The organism is Paenibacillus sp. FSL K6-1217, assembly GCF_045040735.1.
Taxonomy (GTDB): Bacteria; Bacillota; Bacilli; order Paenibacillales; family Paenibacillaceae; genus Paenibacillus_AQ.
In genome coordinates, this window is sequence record NZ_CP150271.1 from 1,902,218 (window position 1) to 1,918,397 (window position 16,180).

Sequence of the window (16,180 nt, forward strand, 5' to 3'; positions counted from 1 at the left end):
CGGGAGGCCGTCTCACGGGGCTGCGCTTCTGTATTCACATCTCTTCCCTCCCTGCCAGCTCCATTTCCTTCCATACCTCGTGAAAAAGCTCCGCGAAGCCCGGCAGATCCCGCGCATACAGCGGCGGCGTGCGGCGGATCGCTTCCGGAATCTCAAAAATCCTGCGGATCCGCCCCGGATTCGGCTGGAGCAGAATGACCCGGCTGCTGACCGCAATCGCTTCAGACAGGTCATGGGTGACGAGAATGGCCGTGGTTCCCCGGCGCATCAGCGTCTCCGAGACCAGATCCTCCAGCTGCAGCTTAATCTGGTAATCCAGCGCAGAGAACGGCTCATCCAGCAGCAGCAGGCTGGGGTCGGTAGACAGAGTCCGCACGAGGGCGACACGCTGGCGCATCCCTCCCGAGAGCTGCGCCGGATAGGACCTCTCCTTGCCCTCCAGCCCCATATCGGCCAGCAGCTGCAGCGATTTGGCGCGCGAGCTTCCGGTGAGCCTTCCGGTCAGCTCCAGCCCGAGCAGCGCGTTATCCTGAATCGTCCTCCAGGGGAACAGATAGTCCTGCTGGAGCATATACCCTACCTCCGGCGAAGGTCCCGTGGTAGGGCGCCCGCTGAGCAGCACCTCGCCGCGCGAGGGCTGCAGCAGTCCGGCGATGATGGACAGGATCGTCGTTTTGCCGCAGCCGCTTGGTCCGACCAGGCTGACGAACTCGCCTTGGCCGACACTGAGATTCAGATCCTCTATCGCAAGCGAAGCCTCGCGGTCTCCCAGATAGGCGTGCGTGACTTCCTTCAACTCGACTACGGGAAGCATAGTTGTCAGCCCCCTCAATCCTTAATCGTGCTCTCTGCCTGCTCTGCAAAGCTGTTATTTACAATTTTAGCGGCAGGAATCCGTTCCTTCAGCTCACCGGCATGGTCAATGACATCCAGCAGATTATTCCATTCCTTGTCATCGATCACCGGATTCACGGCATAGGTGTCCTGTTCCTTATAACGGCTGATGGATGAGACTACAATGCTGCGGTCAATTTTCTCAAAATAAGGCATGACCGCGTCAGCAATCTCCTCAGGACTGTGAGCCTTCACCCATAGCTGGGCGCGCTGGACCGCATTGGTGAATTTCTGCACCGTATCCTGGTTCTTATCGATATAGCTCTGCTTGGACATGAACACCGTATACGGCAGATAACCGCTCTCCACCCCGAAGGAAGCGACCACCTGGCCCCGGCCTTCGCTCTCGAAGATCGATGCCTGAGGCTCGAACAGCTGCACATAATCCCCGGTCCCGGAAGCAAAGGCACCCGCAATATTGGCAAAGTCAATATTCTGGATCAGCGTCAGATCCTTCCCGGCATCAATCCCCTTATTCAGCAGCGTGAATGCGCCCGCCATCTGCGGCATACCCCCTTGGCGTTGCCCCAGGAAGGTCGAGCCCTTCACTTTGTCCCATGTAAAATGGCTGTCCGGTGTGCGCGCGAACAAGAAGGTTCCATCCCGCTGCGTGAGCTGAGCGAAATTGATGACAGGATCATCCGCCCCCTGCTGGTATACGTAAATTGAGGTCTCCGAACCGACCAAGGCCACATCGATCGCCCCTGAGAGCAGGGCCGTCATCGTTTTATCTCCGCCCGGTATCGTCTGCAGCTCTACATCCAGCCCTTCATCCTTGAAAAAGCCCTGCGATAAGGCAACATATTCAGGCGCATAGAACACGGAACGGGTAACTTCGCCAATCTTCACCTTGACCCCGGCGGAATTGCTGCCGCAGCCTGCTAGGACAGAGCCGATTACAAGGATCAGCAGCATCGGCAATGACAGTCTTTTGAACCCTTTCATCCTTTCCTCTCCTTTCTTCCAGGGTCTTTCGCCCTTGCTCTATGCATATGCGGCAGTCTATAGAAAGGTTAAAGCACAATAAATGAAGCGCTTACATAAATATGCACTTCGACCACCCGCCCAATCCGTGGGGGGGGATCGGCGCCATGTTCACTCTGAAGCGAATCAACGGGCGGATACTCAAGGATCGGGCGGTGCCTGGGCGGGGCTATTGTGCCAAGAACAATCTTAGCTGAGCAGCCATTCACCGAAAGCATGACACAGCTCCGCCCGGGTAAGCGGGAACGCAATCATATAATCATCTTCCGGCTCACTGCTGCTGCGCAGAAGCCAGCCGCCCGAAGAAGCCTCAATGAACGATACCTGCTGCTGGCTCCAGCCTGCACCATTCCTAGCACATAACCGCAGTTCTCCCGATGCTGTCCGGTTCTTGAGCACTTTGGCCAATTCAGCAGAGCTGTCAGGGTCCCCCGTCTCCGCTTCCAGCGTTTCTGCCAGCACACATAGTGTCCAGGCTCCGGCCATCTCATGAATCTCCTCATATCTCCGCCGGGACAGGAATAGCGCGGGAGCAGACAGATTCCGGGGCTGTGCATGACCGGAGCCGTTGAACAGGTAATAGCAGGCGCGCTTCACCTCTGCCGGCTCCTTCAGTTCGTAGCCGAACTCGTCCTCTTCCACTAACCCGGTTAGAATGATCTTCTCGTTATGTACCTGCAGGCATACGTCCTGCGCATATTCATGCTCATTGAATTTTATTCGGCAGATCCGCATGCAGCCGGAGGCTGTGTGCAGGAGCTCCGCCACCACTCTCCGCCGGGCCTCACCCGGGAACAGATACTGCGCCAGACAGGCAACATCTTGATTATTCACATTCTTTATCCCTTTCAGCGGGAAATAGAAAGATAATTTATCATGTGAAACATATAAATTCTTATATTTTAAAAAAGCAGCAAAACTATAAAACTTGCAATCTTTATGTTATCATAAGCTAATTTTAAGGTAAAATTAAGAAAGACAAGGTAAGATCAATACCATGAAATACTTTTAGCGAGGTGGTTTTCAAAATGAGAATGCTCATCACATTTCAAAACAAGCTTGTCCCTGTATATTTCACAACAGAAAACAAACAGCCGACCCAAAAAGTACTTCGACTGCTCAACAGTACACTCGAACTTAAAATTCAAAAGGGTAAAAACGCCCTGCAGACCTGTTTGAATTCTCTGATCAGTATCGAAATTAAAGGCTCAGAAGCTATATTGCACAGTTACAGTGAAAATGATTCATTGGCATTATCCCTCTACTAAACAGAGGGATATTTTTTTGCGGATGAATATGATTACCTTCGCGTGAAGACAATGTATGCTTTTTTCCACATACGTTTGGTCTATCTGCCTGCTTGCGAGCACAATGTATGCTGTTTTTGACATACATTTGTCCAGTTGCCTCCTTGCGAGCAAAATGAATGCTGTTTTTCACATACAATCAGCCTTCAGTCACATTAAGAATCAAAGTCACTCTTTGATTCTTTCCAAGAATTCTTATTCACATATGTACGCTAACCTTTTCCACAGCAAGAGGAAACTAAATTTTCCTTTAAAATAAAAAAGCACATTCCCATAAGTGAGAGATGCGCTTAGTCTATGGTTTACAGGGGCTTAACACTCAACATTATACCGGCAGTCATCCAATCCGGAGGTTCCGGTTCTCCTCTTTCTCCGCCTTTTTAATTCGCAATTTGAACAACTTCACCAGGTTGCGCCGGGTATGCTCTTCGTGACAGCTGTCCAGTTTCTTCAGGATGAAACGGTCGATGGACATGTCAATCGCTCCTTTAAATGGGGGCTTAGTCCCGTGATCTGGAGAGGGAATCATTTCCTCTTCTCCTTATATCACCTATATAACCGGGCCGCTGATTCCCTAAACTTGTCCTGAAGCACGCCCGCGCAGACTGCGAAATAAGGAATACTACATATAGATCGTTCCACGCATTATTGAAGTTCTGTTATAGAAGATATGGTACATTTGCGAAGGATAGCAGCTTGCTGTCAGCAGAATAAAAATTTTATCCGACGGATATTTACAAACTAAAAATTAAATGCTATATTATCGATAGTTAATATTAAATAGATACCTAAGGAGAAATCATAATGTCGAATGTACTGTTTATCAAAGCCAATAACCGCCCTGCCGAGCAATCCGTAAGTGTTCAGCTCTACAATGAATTCCTGTCCAGCTACAAGGAGACTCATCCGCAGGACCAGATTACTGAACTGGACCTGTTCGCTGAACAGCTTCCTTACTACGATAACACACTTATCACCGGCGTATACAAAGCAGCTCAAGGCTTCGAAGCCACTCCTGAAGAAGCAGCAGGCGCTGCACTTGTCAAGAAATATCTGGACCAGTTCCTGGCCGCTGACAAAGTAGTATTTGCCTTCCCGCTCTGGAACATGACTGTTCCGGCTGTTCTGCACACATACATTGACTACCTGAACCAGGCTGGAACTACCTTCAAGTATACTGCTGAAGGCCCAGTAGGACTGCTGACCGGCAAAAAAGCAGCCGTACTGAACGCCAGAGGCGGCGTATATTCCGCAGGTCCGGCAGCAAGTGCCGAAATGGCCGTTAACTTCATCATGGGCAACCTGAACTTCTGGGGCTTCAAGGAAACTACTCAGGTCATCATCGAAGGACACAACCAGAATCCGGATAAATCCGCTGAAATTATCGCTTCCGGCCTGCAACTGGCTAAGACAGCAGCAGCATCGTTCTAATCTGCTATTACTTGAACCAGCATACGAAGGGGCTGTCCCAAACTTGGGACAGCTCTTTATTTTGAAGTTGGATCAATGTGAGCACTTGGGTGGACGCTGCGTGAACGGACCGATGTTTGGGTCGCTGTGCTCTCCAGATTTTTTTCCCTTTTGCGGTGAAAATCCGGAGACTGCTGACTAGAGTAAAGGACTGGTGTATGGCCAGCCCCTCCTCATCAAACCGTACGTGAGGTTTTCCCTCATACGGCTTTCCGATGTTCGTCACTCTTGGGCATGCGGCCTCTTTGGCCTTGGCTCCTTGAGCTAGTTTCCTCCACGGAGTTGTTGAGCGTTTCTTGCGTGTCGTTAGCCCTTTGGGCAATCACGTACTCGTACCTCTGGGATAAACTTGAACAAAGTAGGGCCCCTTTCCTCCCGCAGGTTATGTTGTCCTACGGTTACTTGGTACTATAGGCCCCTCGGACTCCCTTCCTGCAGACCTCTCATTTCACCTTCTGGGTTTATAGAGGGTCCCTTTACCTTTTCTTTTCGGTGCAGGGGAGGGTCTCCCCAGTTCACTGCCTTCTCTTTCTAACCATGCCGTTCCCCTTACGCCGGAGGATTCTTCGTTGCTGCTCCAAGTTCTCTGCAACTTCCTTGGCCTTCGTCCGAAAGCACGAGACTCGGCTTCCTCTTGCCCTCTTGCGAGGCCGCATTGACGACGCGGCAGGATTCACTTGATGTTGCGGCCTGGTCAGTTGCTCGCACGGTCCTACAACCGCACTTCTGTCGATGCGCTTCTACACACAGATTTCGCCATGTGCAGGCATCCTAGCTACGCGGGGGCTTGGCCCCTCCCGCGACCGGACTTTCACCGGCTAGAGATTGCGCGCTTTGCTGGGCACGCTGCTTCCGAAGCGAGCTTTCCTGCGGAAAGCTATCAGGCGACCGCTATCGCTTTCTCACATTCGTTCCGTCCTGTCTGCTATTTAAGCGGGATGCCGAACATTCTTTAAAAAAACCAAAAACGGAAAGCAGCGATTTCCCAATGACGGGAGAATCGCTGCTTTTTTAATCTTTGAAGCTTTTAAGAAAATCGAGAACTTGGCACTCCCGCTTAATATTCATCCAGCACCCGCTCCCAGCTCTTGCCTTTGGCGCGGGGCGGGGCGCTTCTGGTGGAGGCGGCGGCTGTCTTACGCTTCTGTCTCGCTTCCTTGCTGTTCTGGAATTGCAGCTCCTTCTGCGTCTTGTGGTAATTCTGCAGCCGCTTCCCGTCCAGCACACCGCTGGCGGCAGCCGCAAGCACGGCGCAGCCTTCCTCCCGTATATGGGTGCAGTCACTGAAGCGGCATGCTGCCGCAAGACTGCTGATCTCTCCGAACGCCAGGTCCAATCCGCCGTCATCCTCCCATAATTGCAGCTCGCGCATTCCCGGCGTATCGACGATGATCCCCCCGTCCGGGAGGACGAACAGCTCACGGTGTGTAGTTGTATGCCGTCCGCGGCTGTCCCCTTCCCGCACATCCTGGGTGAGCTGCAGATTGCGGCCGCTGAGCCAGTTGACCATCGTTGATTTGCCGCAGCCGGACGAACCGGTCAGGGCTACCGTTTGGCCGAAGCCGATGTAAGGCTGCAGCTCCTCCCGCCCGTCGTTGCGCAAAGCACTGACCGCATGGACTGGGACACCTGGAGCAGCCTGCTGCATTTCGGCCATTTTCAGCTCCGCATCGGTGCACAGATCCGCCTTGGTCAACAGAATGACCGGATTCGCCCCGCTGTTCCAGGCCATAATCAGATAGCGCTCCATCCGCCGCACATTGAAATCATCATTCAAGGCACTTACCAGGAATAAAGTATCCACATTGGAGGCCACGATCTGCTCCTCCTGGGTGTGACCCGCGACCTTGCGCGAGATGACGCTGTGGCGGGGAAGCACGCCATGAATCACCGCATGCGCTCCTCCATCCTGCATGGCCAGCACCACCCAGTCTCCTACCGCCGGATACTCGCCCGACCCGCTCAGCGAATGCCGGAACTTGCCTGACAGCTCTCCCCACATTTCACCTGCGGCGGTGACGACCCGGTATTTGCTGCCGAAATCTCCGGCAATCCGGCCCGGCGCAAACTCCCTGCCGTCCAATTCCTGGAGCTTCCCTGCCCATTTCTGTTGCCATTCTTCATTCCAGCCGTACTGTTCAATCTTGATATCGATATTCATGCATTTCCTCCTGAATAGGTTATTATGTGATTTCACATCCATGTATCTCCGGGCAGCGGCAGCTCCTCAAGTGCACGCAAAAAACCGCCGGAACCTTAGTTAAGGTTCCGGCGGCAGAGGCAGACCTGGCAGCGGTCCGGCCTATGCTGTTGTACAGCAAAGAACCGCCCGCTGGGCAGAGTCATTCCAGAATAGCGGAAGCTACTCTCTTCGCGAGAAGGAGCAGACACCGCTATTTCGGGCGTGATGCAGCAGACCTGCACACGCAAAAAAGCCGCCGGAACCGATACGGTTCCCGGCGGCTCTAAAAGGCATCATAGAGCTTACCTGCGAAACTGGGGATTCATTATTACTCCACAGCCGCTTTTCCCGGAAGACACGTATCCACAACAGTAGCAACCAATCCTGAACCGCTAGTATAAACTGCCATTGACATCGTCTCCTTCCGAAATAATATGCTGTAATAATATATGGCCCGGATGCCGTTTGTCAACAGCAGGCCCTAACTTTCTCAAATAATGCCCCGCAGCTCATCCAGCTCCTGAATGACCGCGACCGGCTTCACGTTCAGTGATTCATCCCAAGGGTGGTTGCGCTTCAGCCAGATCGTATCCATCCCGCTCTGCGCCGCCCCCCAAATATCATTCACCGGATGATCCCCGATGAATATAGTCTGTTCAGCCGTGGAACCGAGACGCTCCAGGGCCAGCCGGTAGATTGCAGGATCAGGCTTGCTGATCCCGGCCTCACCCGAAATGACGATCGTGCGGAAGTAGCCGCGAAGTCCCAGCAGATCGATTTTGCCATACTGAATATCCCTGCCGCCGTTCGTGACCAGTCCCAGCGGATATCCGTGGTCCCGGCAATAGTCCAGCGTCTCCAACGCATGCTTCATTATCGCCCCGTGGCGGATATAGGTCTCGTCATAATAGGCCCGGATGTCCGCAGCGGTCAATGCCTTCTCCCAAGGGAGAACCTCGCTCAGCTCGGCGAAGAACCCGTCCTTATCCCGGTATCCGTCCGCATCCCTGATAATCATATCCTCCACCACCTGCATGGCCTGCTCTTCGCTCAGATGTCCCAGGAAATCCTGCACAAACTTCGTACTGAAGCTGCGGAAGGTCTGATCACGGTCCATCAGGGTGTTGTCCAGATCAAACAGCAAAGCTTGTACCTCTCTCATATCTACGCTCCCCTTCTGTCGTCCAATTCTGCGTTCTACGCACCAAATGCTTATTGTACTACGCGCCGGGGCGCAAAATAAAGACCATTCCGCCCGGAAGGACAACCTCTCCTTCGTCAGAATGGCCTGTATAGGGGAATCAGGTAGGCTGAGCTGTCAGGATTCAAAATGCTCTGCCCGGTGCGTCAGCATCATTTCCTCGTCGGTAATGTAGAGCGGGAACGGCGGTGTCTCCTTGAGGTATCGCTCAGTGGACAACAGCCGGTAATGAACCTCGGGGAGCCAGGCGTCTTCGAGCAACGGCAGCTTGCCGGTGTCACTGATATAATTGTCTACCGCCGATTGAACCATATCGAGGTAGTACGGCACCAGCTTGTCAGATTCTTCAAAAATCTCAAAGGTCTCGCTGGACATATAGAATTTCTGCTGCGGAACTCCGCCTAAATATCGTTTGAGCCGGTTCAGGTCAATACTCTTATCTTCCTGGATCAGAGCGGTACGGTTAATGGGAGCGGGCATATCTTCTTCAAATTGCCTTACAGCCTGCTTGATCTGCGGCAAGGTAACGGTTGGATGATCGGATTGCAGCTTTTTTTTGGCACGTTTGAATATCATACTGAAGGTCTCCTTTCGAAGCTTTTGTCAGATAACGCTTACAATTCCATTTTATTCGTTATTTGAACAATTAATCAGCAGTTTCGCACTTGTCATAAAAAATCCCCATTTATTAGATCATTATTTGACATTTTCCCAGTGAGTCCACAGCTCCGGCGGGTTAAGCTCGTATTTATCATTCTCCCGGTACATGAACTGATGCATGATGAACTCCCGGCGGATCGTAGCATAATCATCATGGAACGGCTTAATGAACTCGTTGATCTCTTTCTCCGAATAGACTACACCCGGTTCGAGCTTCTCCACCATATACTGCAGCGCGATTAATTTCTTCTTGTATTGTGCGGGAATCTGACGCAGGCGTCCGTCTTTCGCAAAAAAATTACGGAGCACCGACTCCTTCAGGCTGTGTTCAGGCGACTCTTCCTCCATCTCCTCCACCCCCTTTGCAAAAATAAATTTCAGCGAGGCCTCGGAGCCTGACTGGATAAACTCGGGATTCAGCTTGAAATATACGGTATTCTTATCTCTGCGCTCCTGGATCAGCGCGGCTTCGCGCAGCTTGGCGGCATGGTGGGTCACGGTAGGCTGCGAGAGATTCAGCTTCTCGGCCAAGGCATGACCGTGAACCTCGCCCCGGGAGAGGAGCAGCAGAATACGCAGCCGGGTCGGATCGGATAAGGCTTTGTGATAGGCGACAATTTTCTCTAATTGCAAGCGGGACCACGCTCCTAATGATGTTCGTAATGCAGTCTGTGTGACCTGACATCTTAACTTTAGATATATATCTAATTATATACCCATCTTGACCTTGGATCAATCCCCAATTTGCGGAATTCACCGGCCATGGCAAAAAACAAAAATATAAGGTACCATTTACTGCATAGAATACTTCCTTAGGAGGACATAGCTATTATGATAGACGTTATTATTATCGGCGCCGGTCCCTGCGGACTGTCTGCAGCCATCGAATGCCAGCGCCAAGGGCTCTCCAGCCTGATCGTGGAAAAGAACTTCATTGTGCATTCCATCTACTTGTATCCGACCAACATGCAGTTCTTCAGCACCACCCCGCTGCTGGAGATCGGAGATGTGCCCTTCACCTCTCCGAATGACAAGCCCTACCGCCATGAAGCGCTGGTCTACTACCGCCGCGCGGCCGCGCAGCACCAGCTTGAGATTGCCGCTTATGAAGAAGCGCTGTCCGTTCTGCCGCAGGAGGATGGCAGCTTCGTTGTACATACGGTCAACAAGCGCGGTGAGGAGCAGCAGCGCAGAGCTGCGAACGTAGTCATCTCTACCGGTTACTTCGATCAGCCTAATCTGATCGGGATTCCCGGGGAGGAGCTGCCGAAGGTCACTCATTATTTCGGCGAGGCACATCCTTATTCCGGCATGAAGGTGACTGTAATCGGGGGCAGCAATTCTGCGGTAGACGCCGCGCTGGAGCTGCTGCGGGTAGGCGCCAAGGTGGATATGGTCTACCGGGGAAGCAGTATCTCGGACAATATCAAGCCCTGGGTGCGTCCGATCTTCGAGAGCATGGTGCAGAAGGGGAGCATTACGCTGCATCTGGAATCACGCGTCACGGAGATCACCCCGGCCTCTGTTCTGGTAACCTCCACATTAAACGGGGATACTGCCGAGCTTGACAATGACTTCGTGCTGGCGATGACCGGCTTCCGCCCCAGCCGGGCCCTGCTCACCTCTGCCGGTGTGCGGATGGATGACTCGCTGGATAAGCCCGCCTTCAACCCCGCGACAATGGAGAGCAATATTCCGGGCATCTATGTCGCCGGGGTCATCGCATCCGGGCGGAACGCCAACGAGGTATTCATCGAGAGCGGCCGGGGACACGGCAAGCTGATTGCAGATCATATTGTGAGCACTAGGCTAACTTAGAGAAGGAGAGTATCCAAGCTATGGATATAACCTCGTTATTGCTGCTGGGTCTGGCAGCGCTCGGAATACTCAGCAGCAATACACCCATTACCATTGCCATGGTGGTGCTGCTGCTGATCCGCGTGCTGGGACTCCAGCACGCGTTCCCCTGGCTGGAGAAGTACGGGCTGACTGTTGGCATCATCATCCTGACGATCGGGGTGATGACGCCGCTTGCCAGCGGGAAGATCTCCCTCCAGACCATCGGACAGTCGTTCCTGCACTGGAAATCACTCGCCGCCATCGGAGTCGGTATTCTCGTCGCTTATCTGGGCGGGCGCGGAGCGGTGCTCATGGGGAGCCAGCCGACCATTGTCGCCGGACTACTCATCGGAACCGTCCTAGGGGTGGCGCTGTTCAAGGGCGTTCCGGTCGGCCCGCTTATCGCTGCCGGCATCCTGTCGCTGCTGATCGGACGGATGTAAGCCGATATACCGATCCCTTCCAGGCCAAACAGGCTGCAAGCCCACCTCTTACGGGTGGAGCTTGAAGCCTGTTTTATTTTGAATAAGAATAGTAGAACCGAGCTAAGCATCCAGCCGCTGAACATTGAACAGCCGGGCATAACTCCCCGCAAGCCCCATCAGCTCTTCATGGGTGCCGCGTTCAGTGATCTCCCCGTTCTCCAGTACAATAATCTGGTCGGCGTGGGTAATCGTGGACAGCCGGTGAGCCACAATCAGAGTCGTCCGCTCGGAAGCAAGCGCCTGCAGCGCCTGCTGGATCAGATGCTCGGACTCCAGATCCAGTGCGGAGGTCGCTTCGTCCAGAATCAGCACCTTGGGGTCCTTCAGGAACACGCGCGCAATCGCCACCCGCTGCTTCTGTCCGCCGGACAGCTTCACGCCGCGCTCCCCCACCTCGGTATCATAGCCTTCCGGCAGCTGCATGATGAAGTCGTGGGCATTCGCAGACACCGCCGCCTTCACGACCTCCTCTTCCTCCGCTTCCGGGTTCCCGAACTTGATATTGTCGCGTACCGAGCCGCTGAACAGGAAATTATCCTGCAGCACCATGCCCACCGTCCGCCTCAGACTCTCCTGGGTCAGCGCGCGGATATCGTGTCCGTCCATGCGCAGACTGCCTTCGCTGATATCATAAAAGCGCGGGATCAGGCTGATCAGCGAGGATTTGCCGCCTCCGCTCATTCCGACAAAAGCCACCGTCTGGCCCGGAGCAATGCTCAGATTAATGTCCCGCAGCACCCACTCATTCTCGTCGTTATACTTGAACCACACCTTGTTGAATTCGATCTTTCCGGCTGGCTTCAGCAGCGGCTTCGCGCCCGGAGCATCGGTGATATCATAGGGCTCATTCAGCAGCTCCAGGACACGCTCAAGCGATGCCGAGGCTTGGGTCAGCACGGTCGAGGAGTTGATCAGACGGCGCAGCGGCGCATACATCCGGTCCAGATAGCCGAAGAAGGCTACAAAGGTCCCGAGCGTCAGGTTGCCCTGAATGACCTGGTATCCGCCGTACCCGATCACGAGCAGCGGCGCAATATCGGTCAGGGTGTTGATAATCGCGAAGGTGAAGGCGTTCCACCGCGTTTGCGCCAGCGCTTTTTGCAGAAACTTGCCGTTGATATCCTCGAACTGCCGCTGGTCCACCCGCTCCATCGTGAAGCTGCGGATGACCGCGATCCCCTGAATCCGTTCATGCAGATAGCCCTGAATGACGGCAAGTGCCTGTGACCGGTCTTTGGTCAGCACCTTGAGGCGCTTGTAGAGCGTATTGACGGCAATGCCATACAGCGGCAGAATCGCAATCGCCACCAGCGTCAGCACCGGATTCAGATAGAGCATGAAGCCCAGGGCGAAGAGCAGGGTGAACATATCCAGCCAGACATTCATCATTCCGACCTCAACCAGGTTCTTCGACTGCTCCACATCGTTGATGAACCGCGAGATGGCTTCGCCCACCTTCGTATTCTGGTAATAACGCAGCGACAGCCGCTGCAAGTGAGCGTAGAGCTTGTTGCGCATGTCGAAGAGCACCTTGCTCGTAATCAGCTGGGCGAAATACTGGCGGTAATACTCCACCGGCCCGCGGACAATCACGAACAGAATGAGGCCCCCTCCGATCACCGTCATCAGCTTCGAGACCCGCTCCGCGACCGACAGTGCGGGGTTACCCAGCAGCTCATCGACCACATATTTCAGAATCATCGGCAGGGTCAGCGGAATGCTGAATTTGACCATCCCGATGATCAGGGTGAACACAATCCATTTCATATAAGGCCGAACAAAGGTATAATAAGATTTCCAAGGTTTCACGGCGTGTCAGGTCCTTTCCAATTCATTCTTCATCAGGGTACAGTTGACATTTGCGCGCTGCAATGTTTTATTATTTTTACACAGTTACGGTTGCAGTACCGAAATTCAGGAGGATAATGATGCCCAGACAATTTGTGACGGAAGCCGTCATGATGGCGATTTACGGCCAGCTTCTCGTTCCGCGGAGCCCTGTAGAATATATAGTCCCTTATACCACAATCATGGAGTTATATGAGCTGCGGGACAGCGAGGAGCCGGTGATGAGCCAGGCGGATGATGACAAGCATGTCAGACTCAGAATCCGCGAGCTGATCAACTATTTCGAGGAGCCGCTGAATGCCAAGAAGATCAACCGCTGCCTGAACATCCCCTGGGCCAAAAGCTCCGGCATCCTCCTCGGCGGACACGCGCAGATCACCATTATCAACAGCATCGACAACGCCTCCTACGGAGAAGCTTTCGATCCGATTGAGACAGAGCTGCTGCTGGCCTCCCAGCGTGAGAAGGTGCCGATTCTGACCGACCAGTTCGAGCTCATTCAGCGCATCATCGAAGGCGGAGTTCCCGTCCAGGTCTACGACATTGATGATTTCGAGTTCGCCATGGAGGAAGAAACCTTCCGCAGCTCGCATTGATTCCGCCGCCTGTGATATACAGCAGCTTCGCTGAGCCCAAACGTATGGAACAAGCCCTTGCCTCTAGGCAAGGGCTTGCTGTGCATCCCCGGCCTTGCCGGGATCTGCCATTGGCGCCAGTTCTCCGCTTATGCCACCGGTACCGGCTCATACTTATATTCGATGTCATCCTCCGCCTGAGAATAGACAATCGAGAGATTGTACCCCTCCATGTACCACAGATCCTGCTCTTCCATATAGAAGGTCAGGCCGCCCTGCCCGAATTGTACAGCAGGACGTCCCGGCTGCTCGGTAGCAATGCCCAGCGAGAAGCCGGGATGCAGGCCTCCGCCTGAGCTGTACCGGGGGAACAACCGGATATACGCACCCTCCTGGAGGCTCAGCTCTCTTTTGAACCAGGCGGCTGCTTCCGGACTAATCAATATATTCATCTCTTTACTCCTCCCCTCTACCCCAATCATACCGAATAATCTTCAATTCACCAAATCATAGCGACACTCCCGCCGGATGCTGTCTTCTATGCAAAATTAAATTTGACAATTCTTAAACTGTGATGATAAACTCGGAACATAACGAAACGCTTCAAGTTATTACCATAATGAAGAAAGGGTGATCTCGGTGTTTAACATGGATATGGTATACCTCGCCACTATTGTACAAAACTATACCCAACTGAATACCGGAGCAGCCCGAGCAGTGGAGAATTCCTGAAGTTCATGCGTACTACGCGTAACGTATGAGAACAGGCTAAACGTATCTCTAACATGTCTCTGTGCTGCCTTAAGCACCGTGGACATGATAACCGCAATTACAGGCGTATCATCCGTTTTCGGATGGTACGCTTTTTCGCGTGCTGTGAGAATGTGATCCGCTGCCCAAATGACCAGGAATGTTCCGTTAACCAAGCCAACTTAGTAATTACTCCAAGCATGAAAGGAAGGGATTTACCTTGTTCTCCGTACTCCGAAATCTCGGCTGGTTCTTCCGCCGCGAAAAAAGGCGCTATACTATAGGCCTTATTCTTCTTATTGTGGTAGGTGTGCTGGAACTGCTGCCTCCACGCCTGCTCGGCAACGCCATCGACGAAATCGTCAGCGGTGCAGTCACTGCAGGTTCATTAATGAAATACATTGGCCTGATCTTACTTATGCTGCTGATCATTTACTGGATCACCTACATATGGATGCATAAGCTGTTCGGGGGATCGAATCTGGTGGAGCGTCTGCTGCGCTCGCGCTTCATGAATCATCTTATGACAATGACTCCCGCCTTCTTCGAGCGTAACCGCACCGGTGATCTGATGGCCCGTGCCACCAATGATATCCGCGCCGTATCCGCCACCGTGGGCTTCGGGATGCTTACCCTTGTGGATTCCACCGTGTACCTCACGGTTGTCCTGTTCGCCATGGGGTTCCTGGTCAGCTGGAAGCTGACGCTGGCCGCCGTCATTCCGCTTCCGATGATTGCAGTAGCTATGGTCTTCTACGGCAAAGCGATCCACGACCGCTACAGCCTGGCGCAGGATGCCTTCGGTGACATGAATGACCAGGTACTGGAATCTGTCTCTGGCATCCGCGTCATCCGCGCTTATGTGCAGGAGCGGCACGATGAGAAGCGCTTCTCTGACATTACAGACGATGTGTACCGCAAAAATATGGCGGTCGCCCGGGTCGATGCCTTCTTCGAGCCGACGATCCGCTTGTTCGTGGGTCTCAGCTATATCATCGCCCTGACCTACGGAATCTATCTGGTATTCCGCAACCAGATTACGCTTGGTGATCTGGTATCGTTCAATATGTATCTCGGGATGATCGTCTGGCCGATGTTCGCCATCGGTGAGCTGATTAATATTATGCAGCGCGGCGGCGCTTCGCTGGAGCGGATCGACGAGACGCTGAATGCGAAGCCTGATGTCAAGGATGTGCCTCATCCGGTTCCTGTGGCCCAGCCGACCACCATTGAGCTGAAGGATGTAACCTTCCGCTATCCGACCTCTACTATCGATAATCTCAGCGGTGTCAGTTTATCCCTCTCCCAAGGCCAGACGCTGGGCGTGGTCGGACGGACGGGCAGCGGCAAATCGACGCTGCTGAAGCAGCTGCTGCATGAATACCCGGCCGGCACCGGCGAGATTCTGATCTCCGGCGTGCCGATCACCCAGATTGCCCTCGACCAGCTTCACAGCTGGATGGGCTACGTGCCGCAGGAGCAGATCCTGTTCTCCAAATCCGTACGCGAGAATATCCAGTTCGGATACTCCGGGGCCACCGATGAGCGGATCATGCAGGCGATCACCGCCGCAGCCTTCCAGAATGACCTCGGTACCTTGTCCGACGGGCTGGATACGATGGTTGGCGAGCGCGGCGTCTCCCTCTCTGGCGGACAGAAGCAGCGTGTCTCCATCTCGCGCGCCTTCATTGCGAATCCGGACATTCTGATTCTGGATGATGCCCTGTCTGCCGTGGACGCGCGGACAGAAGCGAAGATCATCGAGAACATCCGTGAGGAGCGCAGCGGCAAAACCACGCTCATCTCTACCCACCGCCTCTCGGCGATCGAGCATGCCGATCTGATCGTTGTTCTCGAAGACGGGCATATTACAGAGCAGGGTACGCACCAGGAGCTGCTGGAGCTGAACGGCTGGTACCGTGAGCAGTTCGACCGCCAGCAGGTTGAGAATAATCTGACGAATGAATAACCCCATACAGGAGGTG

17 protein-coding genes are annotated in these 16,180 nt (G+C 53.6%); 7 read left to right on the forward strand and 10 right to left on the reverse strand.

Annotation, left to right across the window (positions count from 1 at the left end; genetic code table 11):
• Positions 1-34 precede the first annotated feature (34 nt).
• The gene (locus MHH28_RS08370) at positions 35-814 is read right to left on the reverse strand and encodes an ABC transporter ATP-binding protein (RefSeq protein ID WP_405113865.1); all 780 of its coding nucleotides are present in this window, start codon (positions 812-814) and stop codon (positions 35-37) included.
• Between the two features lie 14 nt (positions 815-828).
• Positions 829-1,839: an ABC transporter substrate-binding protein gene (locus tag MHH28_RS08375; protein WP_405113867.1), complete on the reverse strand. Its 1,011-nt coding sequence runs from the start codon at positions 1,837-1,839 to the stop codon at positions 829-831.
• A gap of 101 nt (positions 1,840-1,940) precedes the next feature.
• On the opposite strand from MHH28_RS08375, the gene MHH28_RS08380 reads away from it, so the two are divergent.
• Entirely contained in the window at positions 1,941-2,075 is a 135-nt protein-coding gene (locus tag MHH28_RS08380) for a hypothetical protein (RefSeq protein WP_405113869.1), read from the forward strand.
• On the opposite strand, the gene MHH28_RS08385 is transcribed toward MHH28_RS08380, so the two are convergent.
• Entirely contained in the window at positions 2,068-2,712 is a 645-nt protein-coding gene (locus tag MHH28_RS08385; protein ID WP_405113871.1) for a hypothetical protein, read from the reverse strand. The genes MHH28_RS08380 and MHH28_RS08385 overlap by 8 nt on opposite strands.
• 194 nt (positions 2,713-2,906) lie before the next feature.
• Between MHH28_RS08385 and MHH28_RS08390 the strand changes: the two genes are divergently transcribed.
• On the forward strand, positions 2,907-3,146 hold the full coding sequence (locus MHH28_RS08390) for a hypothetical protein (RefSeq protein ID WP_036699054.1): 240 nt from the start codon (positions 2,907-2,909) through the stop codon (positions 3,144-3,146).
• A 376-nt stretch (positions 3,147-3,522) separates the two neighbouring features.
• Here MHH28_RS08390 and MHH28_RS08395 read toward each other — a convergent pair whose 3' ends face one another.
• The gene (locus MHH28_RS08395; RefSeq protein WP_179090468.1) at positions 3,523-3,660 is read right to left on the reverse strand and encodes a hypothetical protein; all 138 of its coding nucleotides are present in this window, start codon (positions 3,658-3,660) and stop codon (positions 3,523-3,525) included.
• 329 nt (positions 3,661-3,989) lie between these two features.
• Between MHH28_RS08395 and MHH28_RS08400 the strand changes: the two genes are divergently transcribed.
• Positions 3,990-4,616, forward strand: a complete 627-nt coding sequence (locus tag MHH28_RS08400; RefSeq protein ID WP_340940244.1) for an FMN-dependent NADH-azoreductase — start codon at positions 3,990-3,992, stop codon at positions 4,614-4,616.
• A gap of 1,096 nt (positions 4,617-5,712) precedes the next feature.
• Here MHH28_RS08400 and rsgA read toward each other — a convergent pair.
• From rsgA to MHH28_RS08420, 4 genes are all read right to left on the reverse strand, one after another.
• A complete protein-coding gene (gene rsgA, locus MHH28_RS08405; RefSeq protein WP_405113874.1) occupies positions 5,713-6,816 on the reverse strand; it encodes a ribosome small subunit-dependent GTPase A in 1,104 nt (367 codons plus the stop codon).
• A 511-nt stretch (positions 6,817-7,327) separates the two neighbouring features.
• Positions 7,328-7,999 (reverse strand): HAD family hydrolase, encoded by a 672-nt coding sequence (locus MHH28_RS08410; RefSeq protein ID WP_405113876.1) that lies wholly within the window; start codon positions 7,997-7,999, stop codon positions 7,328-7,330.
• 156 nt (positions 8,000-8,155) lie between these two features.
• Complete coding sequence (locus MHH28_RS08415) at positions 8,156-8,614, reverse strand: DUF3939 domain-containing protein (protein ID WP_405113878.1); 459 nt, start codon at positions 8,612-8,614, stop codon at positions 8,156-8,158.
• A 120-nt stretch (positions 8,615-8,734) separates the two neighbouring features.
• On the reverse strand, positions 8,735-9,331 hold the full coding sequence (locus MHH28_RS08420) for a metalloregulator ArsR/SmtB family transcription factor (protein WP_405113880.1): 597 nt from the start codon (positions 9,329-9,331) through the stop codon (positions 8,735-8,737).
• A gap of 198 nt (positions 9,332-9,529) precedes the next feature.
• Here MHH28_RS08420 and MHH28_RS08425 point away from each other — a divergent pair, with 198 nt between their 5' ends.
• Together MHH28_RS08425 and MHH28_RS08430 are read left to right on the forward strand one after the other, a co-directional pair.
• Positions 9,530-10,516, forward strand: a complete 987-nt coding sequence (locus tag MHH28_RS08425; protein WP_405113882.1) for a YpdA family putative bacillithiol disulfide reductase — start codon at positions 9,530-9,532, stop codon at positions 10,514-10,516.
• A gap of 20 nt (positions 10,517-10,536) precedes the next feature.
• A complete protein-coding gene (locus MHH28_RS08430) occupies positions 10,537-10,980 on the forward strand; it encodes a DUF441 domain-containing protein (protein ID WP_405113884.1) in 444 nt (147 codons plus the stop codon).
• 102 nt (positions 10,981-11,082) lie between these two features.
• Here MHH28_RS08430 and MHH28_RS08435 read toward each other — a convergent pair whose 3' ends face one another.
• Complete coding sequence (locus MHH28_RS08435; protein WP_405113886.1) at positions 11,083-12,831, reverse strand: ABC transporter ATP-binding protein; 1,749 nt, start codon at positions 12,829-12,831, stop codon at positions 11,083-11,085.
• Positions 12,832-12,950: 119 nt separating this feature from the next.
• Here MHH28_RS08435 and MHH28_RS08440 point away from each other — a divergent pair, with 119 nt between their 5' ends.
• A complete protein-coding gene (locus tag MHH28_RS08440; protein ID WP_405113888.1) occupies positions 12,951-13,466 on the forward strand; it encodes an ADP-heptose synthase in 516 nt (171 codons plus the stop codon).
• Positions 13,467-13,594: 128 nt separating this feature from the next.
• On the opposite strand, the gene MHH28_RS08445 is transcribed toward MHH28_RS08440, so the two are convergent.
• Positions 13,595-13,897, reverse strand: coding sequence for a HesB/YadR/YfhF family protein (locus MHH28_RS08445; protein ID WP_405113890.1), 303 nt, complete (start codon positions 13,895-13,897; stop codon positions 13,595-13,597).
• A gap of 518 nt (positions 13,898-14,415) precedes the next feature.
• Here MHH28_RS08445 and MHH28_RS08450 point away from each other — a divergent pair.
• On the forward strand, positions 14,416-16,164 hold the full coding sequence (locus MHH28_RS08450; RefSeq protein ID WP_405113892.1) for an ABC transporter ATP-binding protein: 1,749 nt from the start codon (positions 14,416-14,418) through the stop codon (positions 16,162-16,164).
• The last annotated feature ends 16 nt before the right edge of the window (positions 16,165-16,180 follow it).